We start from the raw sequence: 16,740 nt of genomic DNA on the forward strand, positions 1-16,740 counted from the left end.
TCTCGATGGGATTAGCGTTCGAGCCGCGGCTGTACGAGGACATCGACGCCGAAAAACGACCGTCGCTCGCCGAGGCGCTCGTCCCCGTCTTCGGAATGCTCGTCTTCCTCGGTGTGGGTATCGCCGGCTACGGACTGGACCCGCAGTTCCCGCTCTTTTGGGGCATCACGTTCACGGGTCTCTTCAGTCGCTACTGGCTCGACATCTCGTGGGAGGAACTCTACAACGGCATCACGGACAGTCTCCACATGGGGATTCAGGTCATCCTCATCATGTTCGTCGTCTACGCGCTCATCGCCACATGGGTCGCCGCGGGGACGATTCCGAGTCTGATGTACTACGGGTTGGAACTGTTGACGCCGAAGGTTTTCCTGCCCGTGACGGCGGTCCTCGCGGCTATCGTCACGTTCGCCATCGGGTCGTCGTGGACGGCCGCCGGAACCCTCGGCGTCTCGTTTATCGGTATCGGTGCTGGGCTTGGTATCCCCGCGCCGATGACCGCGGGAGCCATCCTGTCGGGCGCGTACATGGGCGACAAGCAGTCGCCGCTTTCGGACACGACGAACCTCGCGGCGGCCGTGACGAACACCGACCTGTTCGACCACGTCAACGCGATGCGAGACAGTTCGCTCGTCGCGTTCGTCATCGCGGTCGCACTGTACGCCATCCTCGGCTTCCAGGCGTCCGGTGACATCCCGGTGGGCCGTATCGCAGAGATTCAAGGCGCACTCGTCGGGTCGTACGAGATTTCAGCCCTCACGTTCGTCCCGCTTTTGGTCACGTTCGGACTCGCCATTTACGGCGTCCCCGCGCTACCGACGCTCGGCGCGGGCGTGTTCGCGGGCGCGGCGACGGCAGTGACGATGCAGGGAACGAACTTCGCCGACGTGTGGACGATTGCCCAGTCCGGAACGAGTCCCGCGACCGGGATGGAACTCGTCAACGGTCTGCTGTCCAACGGCGGCATGATTGGCGGCGCGTGGGTCGTCACCATCGCCATCGCCGCGCTCTCGCTCGGTGGCATGCTCGAACGGGCCGGTATTCTCGCCGTCCTCGCACACCACCTCGGTCGGCTCAGCCGCGGCGTCGCCAGTCTGACCGGCGTCACCGCCGTCTCCGCGGTGTCGATGAACGTTCTCGCCGCAGAGCAGTATATCAGCATCGTCGTCCCCGGAATCACGCTTCGGAACCTCTACGAAGAACAGGGGCTCCAAAGCGAGAACCTCTCGCGGGCCATCGAATCCGCCGGAACGACGACGAGCGCGCTCATCCCGTGGAACAGCGGGGCGCTCTTTATGGCCGGGACGCTCGGGGTCGGCACCCTCGAATACGCTCCGTACTACTTCTTCGGCATCCTCTCTCCAGTGGTCTTACTGCTGATGGGTCTCACCGGCTGGCAAATCACGTACAAAGCGGGCGCGGCCCCCGCCGGTGCCGACGCGCACTCCGGGTCGGCATCGACGACGGACGACTGAAAGCGACGTGAGTCAGGGGTCGAGCAGTTTCGCCTCGGCCTTTCGGAGATGTTCGAGGACCGTGGTCTTCGAGATATCCAACTCATCGGCGAGTTCGCGGGTCGATACCTCGCGTGGCCAATTATAGTAGCCCCGCTCGCGGGCCAGTTCGAACACCTCGCGCTGTCGCGGTGAGAGCGTTTCGAGTTGGTGAACGTCTCGCGGCCCGCCGCTCACCGCACCGATGCGCGCGATTTTGATGTCCGCGTTCGACCGGTCTCTGACCGCGTCAAGCGCCGCTTCGATTTCGCTTCGTGTCCCCGTGTAGCGGACGTCCCAGTACTCTCGTCCGTCTTCGATTTTCCCCGGCGCACTGTGGACGAAACCCTGTTTTCGTAACTGGGGGAAGATGAGGTCGTCGGGGTCGTATTCGACGAACACCTCGCGGGCGACTGCGCCGGGGGCGACGCGCTGTCTCCGCGTGTCGAACTGCGTTTGAATCTCCTCGATTGTACCGACGAGCGGCGACGACCCGACCGCCTCTATCAACTGCGTCACCTCCCGATCCGACTCGGCGTAGGCCGTGTACAGCCCGGTGACCGTCGATGACTCGGTCCCGTACGTCGGCGTCTCGTAGACGGCGTGGGCGATGATGCCTCCGGGCCGGTCGGCAGTCGCCTGAATAGCCCAACAGTTCGGGTGCCAGAGGTCGAGCGTCAAGTGAGTGCCTGTGTCAGTCATCGACGCGCTCATACGGCTCTTGTGCGGTGCGTCGTGGTAAGTCTATCACTGTCGGTCGGCGTCGCCGGAAGACGGTGTGAGACGACCTCGCTCCGAGAGCGCGGCACGACAGTCACCCGGCGGCTGTGGGACTCACTCGCTCGACGCCTCGGGCCGTGGAACGAGGACGACCGGCACCGGCGACAGTCGCGCGAGTCGGTCCGCCGTGCTCCCGAGAATCGCCTCCGGGAGCGACGTACTGCCGTGACGACCGGCGACGACGAGGCCGGCACCGACCGCTTCGGCGTGGGCGAGAATCCCGTCGGACGGCGTCTGCGCCCGGCGGACCTCGGTGTCGATAGTCACCGTCGGCCGGTCGCTGGCCGCGACGGACGCGTCCACGAGGTCTCGAATCGCGGCGTCCAACTCGGCGACGTCCTCCACGTCGAAGCCGAGCCGACCACCCGCGGACTCAACCACGGTTACCACGTGGACGGCGGCGTCGAACGCCGCGGCAATCGACAGCGCGTGTTCGAGCGCGGCGTTCGACGCGTCGGTTCCGTCGATGGCGACGAGGATGGATTCGTACATAGTGGGTGACGCCGCGGCGCGGGCAAAAAGACTCTGTCGGGCATCCGCAGGAGCGAATCACCGCGACTGGCCACATAGCGACTAGTCCACATAGAAGGATGTGAAGACAATTCTCATACATAGTCTATAGAGAATATTTATATTGTGGGCGTATAGAGTGCACAGCTAATCAGATGATTCGAAGAACGGAAGTCGGAGCGGTCACCCTCCAAAAGCGAGCGCGACCCGGGCGGGAGTTCGCCCGCCGGAGGCGGTACTGATGCAAATCGATGTGACGGTCCTCCCGATTAGTCCTCGCATCACGCAACTGTTCATCGCGGCGGCGTTAGGGATGTTTCTCGGTCTCGAACGCGAGTGGTCACAGAAGTCGGCCGGAATCCGAACCTTCGCGCTCACGAGCCTCATCGGGGCGATTTCGACGACAATAGACAACAACGTCCTCCTGACGCTCGGAGGCGTGCTCGTCTTACTACAGGCGGTGCTTCTCGGGGCCGATGGACTCCTCGAAGGGGAGTCGCCGCGGAGTCTCTCGTTGACGACATCGGCGTCGCTGTTCGTCGCTTACAGCGCCGGCGTGATGGTCGCCGCGGATTTCGTCCTCGAAGCGGTCATCCTCGTGATTATCTCGTCGGTCCTGTTGGTGTTGCGGCGAGAACTCCACCAGTTCGCGTGGGGACTCTCCAAAGAGGAGGTAAAGAGCGCGGCCGAGTTTGCGATTCTCGCGTTCGTCATCTACCCGATTCTCCCGTCAGAGCCGGTCGGGCCGTGGGACGCCATCCAACCGCAACTCGTCTGGTTGCTCGTCGTCGCCGTGAGCGGACTCGGCTTCGTCAACTACGTCATCATGCAACGCTACGGGAGCCGCGGCATCGCAATCACAGGCTTTTTCGGCGGTCTCGTCAACTCGACCGCGGTCATCGGCGAGTTCGCAGACCGGGCGGAACGCAACCGAGATATCCTCTCGCTTTCGGTCGGGGCGGTGTTGCTCGCGGACGCGGCGATGGCCGTCAGAAACCTGTTTCTCGTCGGGGTGTTCATCCCCGAGGTCGTTCCGGAAGTCGGAACCCCGCTTGGGATTATCGCCATCGTCGGCGTCGGACTGTCCGTCTATCTCACCGACTGGGACACCGAGCTACAGCTCGATTTCGACTCGCCGTTCAGCCTGTCAAACGCGCTCAAGTTCGGTGCGCTCTTCCTCGTGATTCTCGTCGCTTCGGCGGGCGCACAGCAGTTCTTCGGTGCGGCAGGGTTGGTGACGACGAGTTTCCTGAGCGGCCTCATTTCGAGCGGTTCGACGACGACGACCGCGGTCACGCTCTACCTCGCCGGGACGGTGTCCGCCGACACCGCCGCGGCGAGTATTCTCGCCGGAACGAGCGCGAGCATCCTCATCAAAATCGTCCTCGCGGCCAGCATTAACCGCTCGCTGTTCCGACCCGTTGCGAAAGCGAGCAGCGCGCTCATCGCCGCTGGCATCCTCAGCGGCGCACTCCTAGCCGCGCTCTAAGTGCCCGTAATACATATTACTATTTTGAGATATGTTTGAAATATACTACTATATAATCATTCATAACGTTTATACCGAATGTATGTCTCAATGGAATACACTAATGCCCGAATTCGACCACACGAGACGTTCACTACTCGCTAGCGGCGCGGCGGCCATCTCTCTGGGCTTCGCAGGCTGTATCCAGAGCGGTGGCGGCGACAGCGACGGCCAATCCAACGAGTCTACGACTGGCTCGGACAGTTCGTCCGAGGGAGGCGACGGCGCATCGAGCTTCGACCCGGCGAATCCCGAGTTCCCGCAACCGATGGCGACGCTCATCAGCGCCGGGTTCGAGACGGGGTCGCTTTCGGACCTCGAAAACATGGAAGAGCGGGAAAAGCCCCGCTACGGGAAGCCAGTCAAGGAGACGCCGTCGAAAGAAAGCGAACTCCTCGACCCCGACAAACTCGCGTTTGCGATGACGCCGTCCGAGGACCCGGCGGCCTACCGGACGACGATGAAGCCGCTCATGGACAACATCGCCAAAGAGACCGGCAAGGAAGTCGAATACTTCCCGCTCCAGTCGTACGCGTCGCAGGTCGAAGCGATGCGCTCCGAGCGACTCCACATCGCCGGATTCTCTACGGGACCGACGCCGTTCGCCGTGAACCTCGCCGGTGCCGTGCCCTTCTCCCTGCAGGTCTCCGGAGAAGGTGACTTCGGCTACCGCCTCTGGCTGGCGACGCAGGCCGACAACGACGACATCAACTCGCTTTCGGACCTGCAGGGCAAGCGCGTCGCCCACTCCGAACCGTCGTCGAACTCCGGCAACCAAGCGCCCCGCGCGCTCTTCGCCAATCAGGGCGTCGTCCCCGGCGACGACTACGAAGTCGCCTACTCTGGCGGTCACGAACAGAGCGTCCTCGGCGTCGCCAACGGCGACTACGACGCCGCACCCGTCTGCAGTACATGCGTGACGCGTGTCGCAAACGCCGGGAACCTCGACCCCTCGAACATCAAGGTCGTCTGGGCGAGCAATCCCTTCCCGACGACGAGCTTTACGTATCGTTACAACCTCACGCCCGAGATTCAGGAGGGTATCCGGGCCGCGTTCACCGACTACGACTACTCCGACACGCAAATCGCAGAGACCTTCGAGGGGCGCGGCAAGTTCACCGAAATCGACTACGCGACCGCTTACGACATCATCCTCCAGATTCAGGAGAACAACGGTGTCGAGTACCAGACGGACAACCTCGGGGAATAATCCACACCACCCAGTTCAATGCTGACCGTCAACGACATCAAAAAAGTATACGATTCCGGCGACCAGGCCCTGAAGGGCCTCTCGATGGAAGTCAGTGGCAACGAAATCGTCTCGATTATCGGGCCGAGCGGGGCGGGGAAGAGTACGCTCATCCGCTGTATCAACCGTCTTACCGAGCCGTCGAGCGGCGAAGTGTGGCTCGGAGACACCGAGATTACGGCCCTGTCGAGCAAGGAACTCCGCAAGGCCCGCCGCGATATGGGGCTAATCCACCAGGAGTTCAACCTCGTCGAGCGCCTGACCGTGATGGAGAACGTCCTCTCGGGGCGGCTGGGATATATGAGCACACTCGACGCCTTCCGGCGTAACTTCGACAGTGAAGACATCGCCAAGGCGAGAGCGGTTCTACGTCGCGTCGGACTCGAAGGCGTCGAAAACGACCGCGCGGACGAGCTCTCGGGTGGCCAGCGTCAGCGCGTCGGCATCGCCAGAGCCGTCATCCAGCGTCCGAAAATCCTCCTCGTTGACGAGCCGACGAGCGCGCTCGACCCCGAGACGTCGATCGAGGTGATGGACCTACTGACCGAAATCGCGCGCGAAGACGACATCCCGGTCCTCATCAACATCCACGAGGTCGATCTCGCAACCGAGTACGCAGACCGCGTCGTCGGGCTGAGCGACGGCGAACTCGTCTTCGAGGGCGACGCCGACGAACTCGACGAACGCGCCAAAGACATCATCTACCGCGACGGCCAATCGCGCGAAGAACGCGACGCCGCCAAAGCGGAACAGCAAGCGAGCGCGGGGGAGTAAGCGATGGCGACCAGGTCCGACGTGGCCGACGGCGAATGGGAGCGCCCGACCGCCTTCTACAATCGAACGACGAAGTACCTCGTCTACACCGCCGTCGTCGCGTTCGTCCTCTATAGCCTCTGGAGCATCGGCATCCCGATAGACCGGTTCCGCCGCGGTATCGGGGCCGGTATCGACCTCGTCTCGAACATGCTCCCGCCGGCGTTGACGCCAGTTCAGTTCGAACTGATGGTACAGGGAATCGTCGAGAGTATTCTCATGTCCATCGTCGCCACGACGCTCGGCATCATCGTCAGCGCGCCCGTGGCGTTCATGGCGGCCAACAACCTCGCCCCGCGGCCGGTCTACTTCGTCGGGCGCGGCATCATCGCCGTCTCGCGGTCGTTTCACGAACTCATCGTCGCCATCGTCATGGTGAAAGCGGTCGGGTTCGGCCCGCTCGCGGGCGTGCTCGCCCTCGGGTTCAAGACGGTCGGCTTCTTCGCAAAGCTCCTCTCGGAGGAAATCGAGGATATCGACACCGGACAGATGCAAGCTATCGAGGCCGTCGGCGGCAGTCGCATGCAGGTGTACCTCTACAGCGTGCTCCCGCAGATTGTCCCGCGCATCATCGGCCTGTCTATCTACCGCCTCGACATCAATCTGCGACATAGCACCGTCGTCGGCATCGTCGGCGCGGGTGGTATCGGTATCACCCTCCTGAACTCGTTCCAGAAGTACGACTTCCAGTACAGTTCGATGATTATCCTCGTCATCGTCGGCATCGTCATGATCGGTGAGGCCGCGAGCGCCTACGCCCGACGGAGGGTCCAATAGATGTCGAGTGAATCCTCGGACGCGGGCGCGCAGTGGGAGCGGTTCGAACCCCGCGAGCGCCTGCTTCGGTATCTCGTCACGCTCGGCGCGTTGGTCGTCCTCGCCGCCTCGTGGCGGGCGATGGACATCAACTACGGCTACGTCGCGTCCGCGCCCCAAGAAGTGATGGACCTCTTTACGCGGATGTACCCGCCGAACGTGATGTACACGCGGGAAATCGCCCGCCCGCTCCTCGAAACGATCAATATCTCGATTCTCGGAACGGCACTCGCAATCGTCATGGCGCTTCCGGTCGCGTTCCTGAGCGCCAGCAACACGACGCCGAATCGAGCGACGTACCTGCTCGGGAAGTTCATCGTCTCGTTCACGCGGTCCGTGAACGTCATCATCTGGGCGCTCATCTTCGTCGCGGTGTTCGGACCCGGCGCGCTCGCCGGCGTGCTGGCGATTGCCGTCCGGTCTGTCGGATTCACCGCGAAACTCCTCGGCGAAGCCATCGAGGAGATAGACCCCGGCGAAGTCGAAGCTATCAGAGCAACCGGCGCATCGACACTCCAGACGTTCATCTACGGCATCGTGCCGCAGATCAAGCCGGCGTTCATCAGCGTCGCCACCTTCCGCTGGGACATCAACGTGCGCGCGTCAACCATCATCGGATTCGTCGGCGCGGGCGGCATCGGCGTCGCCCTCCAGACGAATATTAACTACTTCAAGTGGGACGCCGTGCTCACGATTCTCATCGCCATCCTCGGCATCGTCCTCGTCAGCGAGGGTGTCTCGGCGTACCTCCGCAGAAAGGTAAGCTAACCGCGCGCCAACCCGTCGGCGACTATTTTTCGGGCGCGACGTGTCGTCCGCGTTCATCGCGTCGAACACGTCCTGTGTGCGTCTCTCCGCTCGTCTGCGGTCATCGGTTCGGAACGGTGCGAGCGAGATAGAGGGTGAGAGCGACGAAATACATCCCGCTTGCGAGTAGCGGAACGACCAACAGCGACCGCTCTGCGGGCGTCGAAAGGCGAAACTGGTAGCTCACCCATCCCAGACAGACGAGAGACAGCGCGCCGAATGTGGTTCCCGCGAAGACGGCAAGCCGAGCCGACACCGGAAGTCCCCACCAGACGCGGTGGGCGAGTGACATCTTCGTTCGTCTCTAGTTATCGTCGCCCAGTTTAAAATTCACGTTGTTAGATACGACTGCGGTGGTATCGGGAAACACGACAGCGCAGTCACGAAGGGGGAGGGAGGCGGGTCACGACTCTGTGGTCGGTCCGCGAACGGACTCGACCGAGAACGCGCGCGACCCGCGCCGTCCGTGAAATCATATGGTACGCGTCACAGGACCGGACAGTACGTCCTGTGTCTCTGCGTTTCTGCCCGGTACTAGTAGCTATATTGGTACACCCATCAAATCGTGGGACTTCGCGGCTGTGTGGTTGGTTCCGAGGGAAAACAGCGGTCAGTCAATGCCGGTGATAGGAAGCGTCGCCTCACGCGACACCCCGAACTTACACAGAACCGTACGACCGCTTAGGCCGAAACTCGAACCGCGCGCCGCCGCTCGGGTCCTCGGTGACGGCGGCGGCCCACCCGTGGGCGTCGGCGATCTCCTTGACAATCGATAGACCGAGACCGGTTCCCTGCGCGGCGGTCGAATAGCCGGGGTTGAAAACCTGCTCGCGCTGTTTGGTCGGGATGCCACAACCGTTGTCGGCGACAAAAAAGCCGTCGTCGAGCGGGCCGACGGTGACAGCCGTCGCGTCGCCGTGGGTAATCGCGTTCCGAAAGAGGTTCTCGAAGAGATGCCGACTCCGGGTGTCGTCGGCTTCGACGGTGAACTCGTCTGTCCCGTCCGTCTCGACTGTGAGCGTCGCCGCCCCCGTTTGGACGTGGTCCCACGATTCGACCGCGAGTGTCTTCATATCGACTGGTTCGGGGTCCATGACACGCTCTCCCTCGCGCGCGAGCATCAAGACGCCCTCGATGACCTCCTCCATGCGCTTGTGTGCGCGCGTCATTCGGTCGAGTTGCTCCGTAAAATCGCGCATCTGTCCAAGCGTCCCTTCGGCGACGTTCAGCGGGTTCCGCAGGTCGTGGGAGACGGTCTGTGCGAACCGTTCGAGTCGCTCGTTTTCGTGGGCTAGCTCCTGTTCGTGTTCGAGGGTTCGCAAGGCGGCTTCGGCGTTCATCCCAAGGATTTCGACGAGTTGCGTGTCGGTGTCGGTGAAGGCGTCGGGGGCGGTCTGGCCGACGCTGATGATGCCGTATTCGCCGAGCGGGACATAGAGCCACGACCGAATCGACCCGCGGGGTCCGGTGTCGATATCGTCGTCTGCGGCCGCGCGAATGTCGTCGTAGACACGCGGGTCTCCCGCGGTGAAGATGTCGCCGACGAGGCTGTCGTCGATGTCGTAGACGGGGCGGTCGCCGAGGAGGTCCGTGGTCCGCTCATCGACGTGGACGGGAATCAACTGGTCGTCCTCGCGGAGTCGGACGACGTTGATTGGAAAGCCGAGGATGGCCGTAATCGCCTCGCCGACGCCGGTAGCGACGTCGGCGAACCGTTCGGCTTGAAAGAGGTCTCGCGTCGCGCTGTGCAGGGCTTCGATACTCCGCTCGCGCTCCCACTTTTCGGTGATTTCGATGTTGATGGCGACGTAGCCGTGTCTCTCCCCGTCTTGTGTGATGGGTGCGATAGTCTGTTCGATGACGTAGGTCTCTCCGTTCTTGCGCTTGTTGACGAGTTCTCCTTCCCACACGTCACCCGACGAGATGGTCTCCCACATCTCGGCGTAGTGGTCGTCGTCGTGGACGCCCGAACGAAGCATGCTCGGGTCGTTACCGACGGCTTCCGAGGCGTCGTAGCCAGTCGTCTCCTCGAACGCCGAGTTGACGTACTGAATCGTCCCATCGAGGTCGGTGAACATCACGACGTGCCCGGAGCTTTCGACCGCCTCACGGAAGTACAACTGATCGACCATCTCCCGGTTCGAAGACGCGTTCCACCCCCCATCGAAACGAACGTCTCCGTCGGCACAACGGTTCCCGTACGACAGAGACAACTTATCCATACTATCCGGTTCGTCCCGGCGCGCTTGAAGATAGCGCTCTCGCGCCAACGTGACAGATTCGGTAGGTGAAGAGACGAAGAAGTAAGCGCCTCAGACGAGGAACAGTTAGTCTGTTTGCAGTTTTTGCTATGGTTTATGTCAGCAATCGAGCGATTATGTACTCATATCGAGTGGACGACGAACCGCGTGCAGACGACAGTCAATAGGGCCAGTCACGTCCCAGTGTGCGCGGCGAAACTGGGAGGTTTCCGCCGACTAAGACCGCTACTCGGAATTGCGTACTTTAGACACACATACCACTCGAAGAGAACTCACGCTGACAGACGGGTTCTCACGTGGTTGAATTGTTATGTATAATGACTGGTTTGTCGTTTCGGAGTTCGGTATCGTGGAATTTAGATGCAGAAATACCGATTAAATTCGGATAATACTGCAATATATTCGGACTCGTGTTGCGTGACGCTGGCACCAAATATGTAACCAACGAGGATGGATTTGGAGCACGTCAAATCCGAGAGGACATTCTGGGTGGTGTATGACGAAGTATGACGAAATGTGAATTGCGTCACACCCGAACTTTGGCGCGAATATATAACATGCATATTGGTGTTATACCTTCGTGCGCGATATGCGAGCAAGGGTGTAGCTGATTGGGGTCCGGCGGGGTCAGTCGAGGGTCCGTCAGGACGTGTTTGGTCTGGCGGAGGCAGTCCGCGTCCGGCAAGCTCCGCCACGTGTCGTCCCGGTGTCGTTGCGGCGTCGGTTCCGTTGTCGCAGGTCGGTTCGCTCGGCCTGTCACGCGCGCCTGCGACTTCGGCGGGTGACTTTGTGTGTCGGCGTCGCGGGCATCAGGCGGGAAAAAGAGAGACTCAGGCTGAAACGAGGTCGGGTCGTCGAGTACCACGAGGGTCGTCAGGTCTCGTTTTCGGTCTCTCGGAGTTCCGTCCGTCGAATCTTGCCGGTCACGGTCTTCGGAAGCGACTCGCTGAACTCGATTTCGCGGGGGTACTCGTGCGCCGACAGTTCGGATTTGACGTGCGTTTTGATGTCGTCGGCGAGGGCGTCCGAAGGTGTCGCGTCGGCGCTCGGAACGACAAACGCCTTGACGATGTTCCCGCGCTCGCGGTGAGGTTTGGGGACGACGGCCGCCTCCGCGACGGCGGGGTGTTCGCCGAGCGAGCTTTCAACTTCGAACGGACCGATGCGATAGCCGGACGAGAGAATCACGTCGTCGGCGCGGCCTTCGAACCAGAAATACCCGTCTTCGTCCACGTGCGCGAGGTCGCCCGAGAGATACCATCGGCCGTCGGGACCGTCGATACAGCAGGCGCGCGTCTGCTCGGGTTTGTTCCAGTACTCCGCGAAGAAACACGGATAGTCACCGCGTTGGGCGATTTGACCCGTCTCGCCCGGCGGGAGAACCTCGCCGGTTTCGGGGTCAACGATGGTGGCTTCGATGCCGGGCAGAGGTTTTCCCATCGACCCCGGTCGGACGGGCATCGTCGGATAGTTGTTGAGTATCATGTTCGCGGTCTCGGTCTGGCCGTAGGTGTCGAGAATCGTCACGCCGAGAGTGTCTTCGGCCCACTCGACCACGCCCGCGCTCAGGGGTTCACCGATAGAAAGCGCGTGTCGGAGGTCCAAGTCGGTGTCCGAAAGCACGTCTTCGTGTTCGCGGAGCATGCGATAGGCCGTCGGGACCGAAAACAGAACCGTGACAGGATAGCTATCGAGCAGGTCGGCCCACGTCTCGGGGTCGAACTCGCCTTCGTAGGTGAAAAGCGCCGACCCCCAGAACCACGCGCCGAGGGTGTTTATCGCCCCCGTGAGCCAGCCGAGGTCGCCGGTACTCCAATAGACGTCGCCGGGTTGCAGGTCAACCGCATCGCGTTGGGTCGCCGCGACGCCCGCAATCCAGCGGTGTTTGTGCAGGACGCCCTTCGCCAGTCCGGTCGTCCCCGAGGTGTAGTACAAAAGCGCGTTATCCTCGCCGGTCGTCCGCGCGGGTCGGTAGTCCGTGCTGGAATGGTCGAGCGCCGTGTTGAAGACGACGTCGTCGGCCGGCGCGCCGCCACCGCGGTCTACGGTGATGACGTGTTCGACGCTCGGCGCGTCGGCGAGTGCGTCGGCGATGGTGTCGCGGTTGTCGGTCGTCGTGACCACGACCGAGGCGTTGCAGTCGTCGAGCCGATAGGAGATGCCGTCGGGACCGAAGCGTTCGTTGACGCTTCCCCACACCGCGCCGTGTTTGAGCGTCCCCACGAGTGCGACGTAGTGTTCCGGGATGCGCGGCATGTACGAAACCACGCGGTCGCCCTCGGCCACGCCGAGGTCGTCGAGGACGTGTGCGAACTGACTGGAGCGGTCCGCGAGTTCCCAGAAGGTCAGCGTCGTTAACTCGCCGTCCGTATCGACCTGATAGAGGGCCACGCGGTCTCGGTCGGTCGCGTGCCGGTCGGCGACCTCGTGGCCGATGTTGAGTTCGTCGGGGGCGTCCCACGACGCTTCAGCGTAGATGTCGTCCCACGAGAACGTTTCTCGTGCGACGTCGTAGTCTTCTAAGTTGTGTGTTGACATTTCGGCCGGAGTGATGGAGTGTGTCTAAATAATTGTGAGGGTTGGAAACAGTGAATACTGGGACGGTTGTCAGACCCTGCGTCGGTGTCGTCGGTCGTATGGTGTTCGGACGTTCTGTAATCGTGTGTCTCCGGTCGTCCTGTGAGACAGAGTGTGAGCACCCGCGTCGTCAGGTCCGACGAGAGATTACTGGAGAGCCGTCTTCAGGTGAGGAGTCTCGGAAGCACCGGCCGGCACTAACTCGTCGATATCGACATCCGTTGGAAGGTGCGCGAGGACTACCGACGTATCGTCGGTTGTGATGTGAACGGTCTGCGTGTCGTGAGCGCGGTCGGCGTAGCGTACAAGTGAAGATACCCCCGCGACTTCGGTGATTTCGTTCCGCTCGACTCGCCATTGTACCTGTTCCAGAAGCCTGTCGTAGCCGACGAGTTCGGTGTCCACGAGGTAGTACTCCATCCAGTGGTAGTGGAGGACGTACTCTCCGAGTTTGAGGGGAGGAAACAACACCGCGACGATAGCGGTTGCAAAAAGCCAAATCGGGACGAACACTCGGACGAGTCGTTGTGCGCCGCCGGTGACCACGACCGGGAGCAGACAGAGTCCGGTGAAGAGCCAATAGGGGAGTATCAACCCGCTCGTCAACGCGAACGGCCACGCCGCCGAGAGTGTCGCACGGGAATCCGTCGGCACACTCAGTTGGGACTGTCCATCTATTGCATCGAGGCGAGTTGGGCGCGTCTCTGTCGGTGCGAGACCCAGTTTCTGTGTTACACTGTTATTCCAGTGGTCCAGTTGCCCGGGGCGGTGTCGCAGGAGTTCGTAGCCGGCTTTCATGCCGAACAGACTCCAAGCCAGCGTCTCGGTCGTCGGTATCTCAGCGCGGGTCAAGAACACCAGCGGCGCGAGGACGATACAGTACTCGATAGCGCGGTGGTTCAACGAGTAGCACGTGTGCGTCTTGTACTGTTCGTTACCGACGTACACGTCGAGACTCTCGAATACGTGCCGAGCACAGACGACCGCCGAAAACGCGAGGAGCCAGATGAGTGTCGAACCATTCGGTGTCTGCGTGTTCGCAACGAACGCGAACGGCGAGTCGATCACGAACACGACGGCAAACAAGAGCCATCCCGCACCGACGAAGAGATACATGAAGAGGTTCGGGAAGTTTCGGGGGTACACCGGTGGGACCCCGCTTACGACGCGGATGCCGCCCCGCTTCTCGGTGAACCCAGCGAACCGAAACCGGCCGTCTCCGCGGAACCGTAACTCCGAGTCGGGGGACGTACACAGGCTTTTGAGCGCCGACCACACGAGGACCAGTCCCGCCTCGGCCCAAACGAACGTCCCGAGGGTGACGACCGACCAGTCGAAGACGGTCAGGCCCGCTACCGGAAGGAAAACAGCAACCAGAAACAGCAGGTTGGCGCGTGTCAGAATAGTTCTGTAAGAGCGCCACTGAATCATCGGTACTAGTCTAGTCAATACATGATTGTCGAGAAGTCAAATAAATTCACGTTAATAAGCTGAGTGCTCCCAGGGGGAACACCTTCACTGATTCTGATTTCCGAATGATATATGGACCCTGTTTTCGTGTTGATAGACGTTCTATGAAAGTCCTCTCGGTCATTGGAGCACGCCCTCAGTTCGTGAAAGCATCGGTCGTCTCGCGGGAGCTTCGAAAACACCATGAGGAGATACTCGTCCATACGGGACAACACTACGACGAAGAACTTTCAGACGTGTTCTTCGAGGAACTCGGAATCCCGAAACCAGACCACAATCTCGGCGTCGGGTCAGCAAGCCACGCAAAGCAGACCGGCGAGATGATGATCCAACTGGAGGAACTCGTTACTGAATACGACCCGGACGTTGTGCTTTCGTACGGTGACACGAACTCAACGCTGGCCGCGAGTATCGTCGCTTCGAAGATGGACGCGGAGATGGCACACGTCGAGGCGGGGCTTCGAAGCTTCAACCGCGACATGCCGGAGGAAGTCAACCGAATCCTGACAGACCACGTTTCCGACTACCTCTTCGTTCCGAGTCAACAGGCTATCGAGCACCTCGAAGCCGAGGGTATCACCGAATCGGTTTACAACGTCGGCGACGTGATGTACGACGCCCTGCTTTGGGTTCAGGAATCAAGCGCAGACGAACCGGCGGTTCTGAAACGTCTCGGCTTAGATCCGAACAACTACATCCTTGCAACGGTTCACAGACCGCGGAATACGGACGATGCCGAGCGACTGGCGGCGATTATCGACTGCCTGTGTGACGACCCACGTGAAGTGGTGTTCCCCGCCCATCCGCGGACAGTGAGTTGTCTTGCGGACCACGGACTGTTAGAACGCGCTGACGAGGAACTGACGCTGATTGACCCGGTTGGCTACGGTGATTTCATCGGTCTACAGGCCAATTCAGAGCTTATCGTAACCGACTCGGGTGGGATTCAAAAAGAAGCGTTCTTCCTGAACATCCCGTGTGTTACTCTTCGAGAGGAGACGGAGTGGCCGGAGACCGTCGAAGAAGGAGGGAACGTGTTAGTCGGGGCAGACCCTGAGAAGATTCGAGACGCGCTGGCGTCGCCGCCGATTTCGACCTCGGATGCGACTCCCTACGGAGACGGAACTGCGGGTGAGAAGATTGTGGAAGTCTTGAGTTCATAGAATCGTCCACTACGGTTACATTCTGCAACTATCAAGTATTCCACTGAGATTCTTAGATTGTTTTTCCACATTGAATTTATTAACATTCATTTTTAGGCTATCTGGATTTTCACTATGGATCCTCGACAGCATACGTTCAATCGCTACAGTATCATTTTTTGATGCAGTGTACCCATGCTCGGCATGGCTAAGCACAGAAGATAACTCTCCGCTATCTTCACAAACACCCAATATAGGGGTGTCACCCCCCATAAAATCAAAAGTTTTTGTCGAAACAGCATTGCTATTACGACTAATGACTAGTCCTGCGTCAGCAGATTCAATACCAGAGAAAACATCGGAACGACTACAGTAGCCGTTTTGCTCCACAATCTCTTCTAAATCATATTTTTGAATGAGGTTTTCAACCCAATCTTTCTTCCGCCCATAATGAGACAATTTGATATCGCGTTTCTCACTCACGCTCGATAAAGCACTAAAGAACGGTTCTGCATGCTTTTTTGAGTAACACGAGCCCGGATAGATAATCTCAAAAGCAGAATCGGACCGCGTCACATTCCCAGTATCTACGTGATCTTCTGGGTCATATCCGTTGTAGATGACATTGATGGACGACGAAATAGAGGGGTATCTTGAGCTGTACTGCCGCTTTAACGTGTCAGTCACAGTAATAACTGACGAGGCATTTTTCAGTACGCGAGGTTCTGCTGTCTCTGCGAGGAACTTTCGAATAGGATTCGGTGACCGGTCTATGTTCTGAAACTCGGTAGTCCAAGGGTCCCGAAGATCGACTACGTAAGGTGTCTCGGTTTTCTGCTGGAGGAGTGGTAGAACAACAAGCGGGATAAAGGGGCCACCAGAGGATAGAACCACGTCAATATCTAGGTCCTCAATAGCTTGGACGCAAGTTCGGTACAATTCTGGGAGCCATAACGCGTGATTAAGATTCTTTTTCAATGGTTCTGAATTAAACACATGCTTGGCACCTTTTGAGATGGTGTTGAGCGGAATGTCCGTCCGAATAGTTCTCTCTACTGCGTTGTGAACTGCCTCAAATTGTTGTACGCTCTCAGACCCTTCGTGGAATTCTGGACGGACAGTAACAACATACGGTTCCCATCCATACTCTGGCAAGTATTTGATGAATTTTGAGATTCTGAATATACCTACAGTACCATAAGGTGGATAGTAGTATGTGGGAATAAGGACGCGTCTACTCATTTGATGGATATGATGTTTACCTTCTAATAGATATTTTGCTTAGTAACAGTTT

General features: G+C 59.8%; 14 protein-coding genes. 7 read left to right on the plus strand and 7 right to left on the minus strand.

Annotated features, from left to right (window positions below; genetic code table 11):
- Positions 1–5: 5 nt before the first annotated feature.
- Entirely contained in the window at positions 6–1,475 is a 1,470-nt protein-coding gene (arcD, locus tag C440_RS04460) for an arginine/ornithine antiporter ArcD (RefSeq protein ID WP_008318658.1), read from the plus strand.
- 12 nt (positions 1,476–1,487) lie between these two features.
- Here the strand turns inward: arcD and C440_RS04465 are convergent, their stop codons facing one another.
- Entirely contained in the window at positions 1,488–2,207 is a 720-nt protein-coding gene (locus tag C440_RS04465; protein WP_008318660.1) for a helix-turn-helix domain-containing protein, read from the minus strand.
- Positions 2,208–2,327: 120 nt separating this feature from the next.
- Positions 2,328–2,765: a universal stress protein gene (locus C440_RS04470; protein WP_008318661.1), complete on the minus strand. Its 438-nt coding sequence runs from the start codon at positions 2,763–2,765 to the stop codon at positions 2,328–2,330.
- 259 nt (positions 2,766–3,024) lie between these two features.
- On the opposite strand from C440_RS04470, the gene C440_RS04475 reads away from it, so the two are divergent.
- From C440_RS04475 to phnE (C440_RS04495), 5 genes are all read left to right on the plus strand, one after another.
- Entirely contained in the window at positions 3,025–4,272 is a 1,248-nt protein-coding gene (locus C440_RS04475) for an MgtC/SapB family protein (RefSeq protein ID WP_008318663.1), read from the plus strand.
- 103 nt (positions 4,273–4,375) lie between these two features.
- Entirely contained in the window at positions 4,376–5,521 is a 1,146-nt protein-coding gene (gene phnD / locus C440_RS04480; RefSeq protein WP_008318664.1) for a phosphate/phosphite/phosphonate ABC transporter substrate-binding protein, read from the plus strand.
- 18 nt (positions 5,522–5,539) lie between these two features.
- Entirely contained in the window at positions 5,540–6,334 is a 795-nt protein-coding gene (gene phnC, locus C440_RS04485) for a phosphonate ABC transporter ATP-binding protein (protein WP_008318666.1), read from the plus strand.
- A 3-nt stretch (positions 6,335–6,337) separates the two neighbouring features.
- Entirely contained in the window at positions 6,338–7,150 is an 813-nt protein-coding gene (phnE, locus tag C440_RS04490; protein ID WP_008318668.1) for a phosphonate ABC transporter, permease protein PhnE, read from the plus strand.
- Positions 7,151–7,957 (plus strand): phosphonate ABC transporter, permease protein PhnE, encoded by an 807-nt coding sequence (gene phnE / locus C440_RS04495; RefSeq protein WP_008318669.1) that lies wholly within the window; start codon positions 7,151–7,153, stop codon positions 7,955–7,957.
- Positions 7,958–8,057: 100 nt separating this feature from the next.
- On the opposite strand, the gene C440_RS04500 is transcribed toward phnE (C440_RS04495), so the two are convergent.
- The 4 genes from C440_RS04500 to C440_RS04515 form a co-directional block, all read right to left on the minus strand.
- On the minus strand, positions 8,058–8,288 hold the full coding sequence (locus tag C440_RS04500) for a hypothetical protein (RefSeq protein WP_008318671.1): 231 nt from the start codon (positions 8,286–8,288) through the stop codon (positions 8,058–8,060).
- A 367-nt stretch (positions 8,289–8,655) separates the two neighbouring features.
- Complete coding sequence (locus tag C440_RS04505) at positions 8,656–10,218, minus strand: sensor histidine kinase (RefSeq protein ID WP_008318673.1); 1,563 nt, start codon at positions 10,216–10,218, stop codon at positions 8,656–8,658.
- Positions 10,219–11,130: 912 nt separating this feature from the next.
- On the minus strand, positions 11,131–12,795 hold the full coding sequence (locus tag C440_RS04510; protein ID WP_008318674.1) for an acyl-CoA synthetase: 1,665 nt from the start codon (positions 12,793–12,795) through the stop codon (positions 11,131–11,133).
- A gap of 186 nt (positions 12,796–12,981) precedes the next feature.
- A complete protein-coding gene (locus tag C440_RS04515; RefSeq protein WP_152417820.1) occupies positions 12,982–14,283 on the minus strand; it encodes a DUF6498-containing protein in 1,302 nt (433 codons plus the stop codon).
- 125 nt (positions 14,284–14,408) lie between these two features.
- Here C440_RS04515 and wecB point away from each other — a divergent pair, with 125 nt between their 5' ends.
- Complete coding sequence (gene wecB / locus C440_RS04520; RefSeq protein WP_008318677.1) at positions 14,409–15,467, plus strand: non-hydrolyzing UDP-N-acetylglucosamine 2-epimerase; 1,059 nt, start codon at positions 14,409–14,411, stop codon at positions 15,465–15,467.
- A 15-nt stretch (positions 15,468–15,482) separates the two neighbouring features.
- On the opposite strand, the gene C440_RS16975 is transcribed toward wecB, so the two are convergent.
- Positions 15,483–16,688 (minus strand): glycosyltransferase, encoded by a 1,206-nt coding sequence (locus C440_RS16975; RefSeq protein WP_083893983.1) that lies wholly within the window; start codon positions 16,686–16,688, stop codon positions 15,483–15,485.
- Between the last annotated feature and the right edge of the window lie 52 nt (positions 16,689–16,740).

This window comes from Haloferax mucosum ATCC BAA-1512, from assembly GCF_000337815.1.
Classification (GTDB): Archaea; Halobacteriota; Halobacteria; order Halobacteriales; family Haloferacaceae; genus Haloferax; species Haloferax mucosum.

What these genes read in the sequence shown, in the direction of transcription:
- C440_RS04505 (WP_008318673.1), bottom strand. Translation starts at nt 10,218, where the DNA reads ATGGATAAGTTGTCTCTGTCGTACGGGAACCGTTGTGCCGACGGAGAC.
- wecB (WP_008318677.1), top strand. Translation starts at nt 14,409, where the DNA reads ATGAAAGTCCTCTCGGTCATTGGAGCACGCCCTCAGTTCGTGAAAGCA.
- phnC (WP_008318666.1), top strand. Translation starts at nt 5,540, where the DNA reads ATGCTGACCGTCAACGACATCAAAAAAGTATACGATTCCGGCGACCAG.
- C440_RS04510 (WP_008318674.1), bottom strand. Translation starts at nt 12,795, where the DNA reads ATGTCAACACACAACTTAGAAGACTACGACGTCGCACGAGAAACGTTC.
- phnE (WP_008318669.1), top strand. Translation starts at nt 7,151, where the DNA reads ATGTCGAGTGAATCCTCGGACGCGGGCGCGCAGTGGGAGCGGTTCGAA.
- arcD (WP_008318658.1), top strand. Translation starts at nt 6, where the DNA reads ATGGGATTAGCGTTCGAGCCGCGGCTGTACGAGGACATCGACGCCGAA.
- C440_RS04475 (WP_008318663.1), top strand. Translation starts at nt 3,025, where the DNA reads ATGCAAATCGATGTGACGGTCCTCCCGATTAGTCCTCGCATCACGCAA.
- C440_RS04500 (WP_008318671.1), bottom strand. Translation starts at nt 8,288, where the DNA reads ATGTCACTCGCCCACCGCGTCTGGTGGGGACTTCCGGTGTCGGCTCGG.
- C440_RS16975 (WP_083893983.1), bottom strand. Translation starts at nt 16,688, where the DNA reads ATGAGTAGACGCGTCCTTATTCCCACATACTACTATCCACCTTATGGT.
- C440_RS04470 (WP_008318661.1), bottom strand. Translation starts at nt 2,765, where the DNA reads ATGTACGAATCCATCCTCGTCGCCATCGACGGAACCGACGCGTCGAAC.
- phnE (WP_008318668.1), top strand. Translation starts at nt 6,338, where the DNA reads ATGGCGACCAGGTCCGACGTGGCCGACGGCGAATGGGAGCGCCCGACC.
- C440_RS04465 (WP_008318660.1), bottom strand. Translation starts at nt 2,207, where the DNA reads ATGAGCGCGTCGATGACTGACACAGGCACTCACTTGACGCTCGACCTC.
- phnD (WP_008318664.1), top strand. Translation starts at nt 4,376, where the DNA reads ATGCCCGAATTCGACCACACGAGACGTTCACTACTCGCTAGCGGCGCG.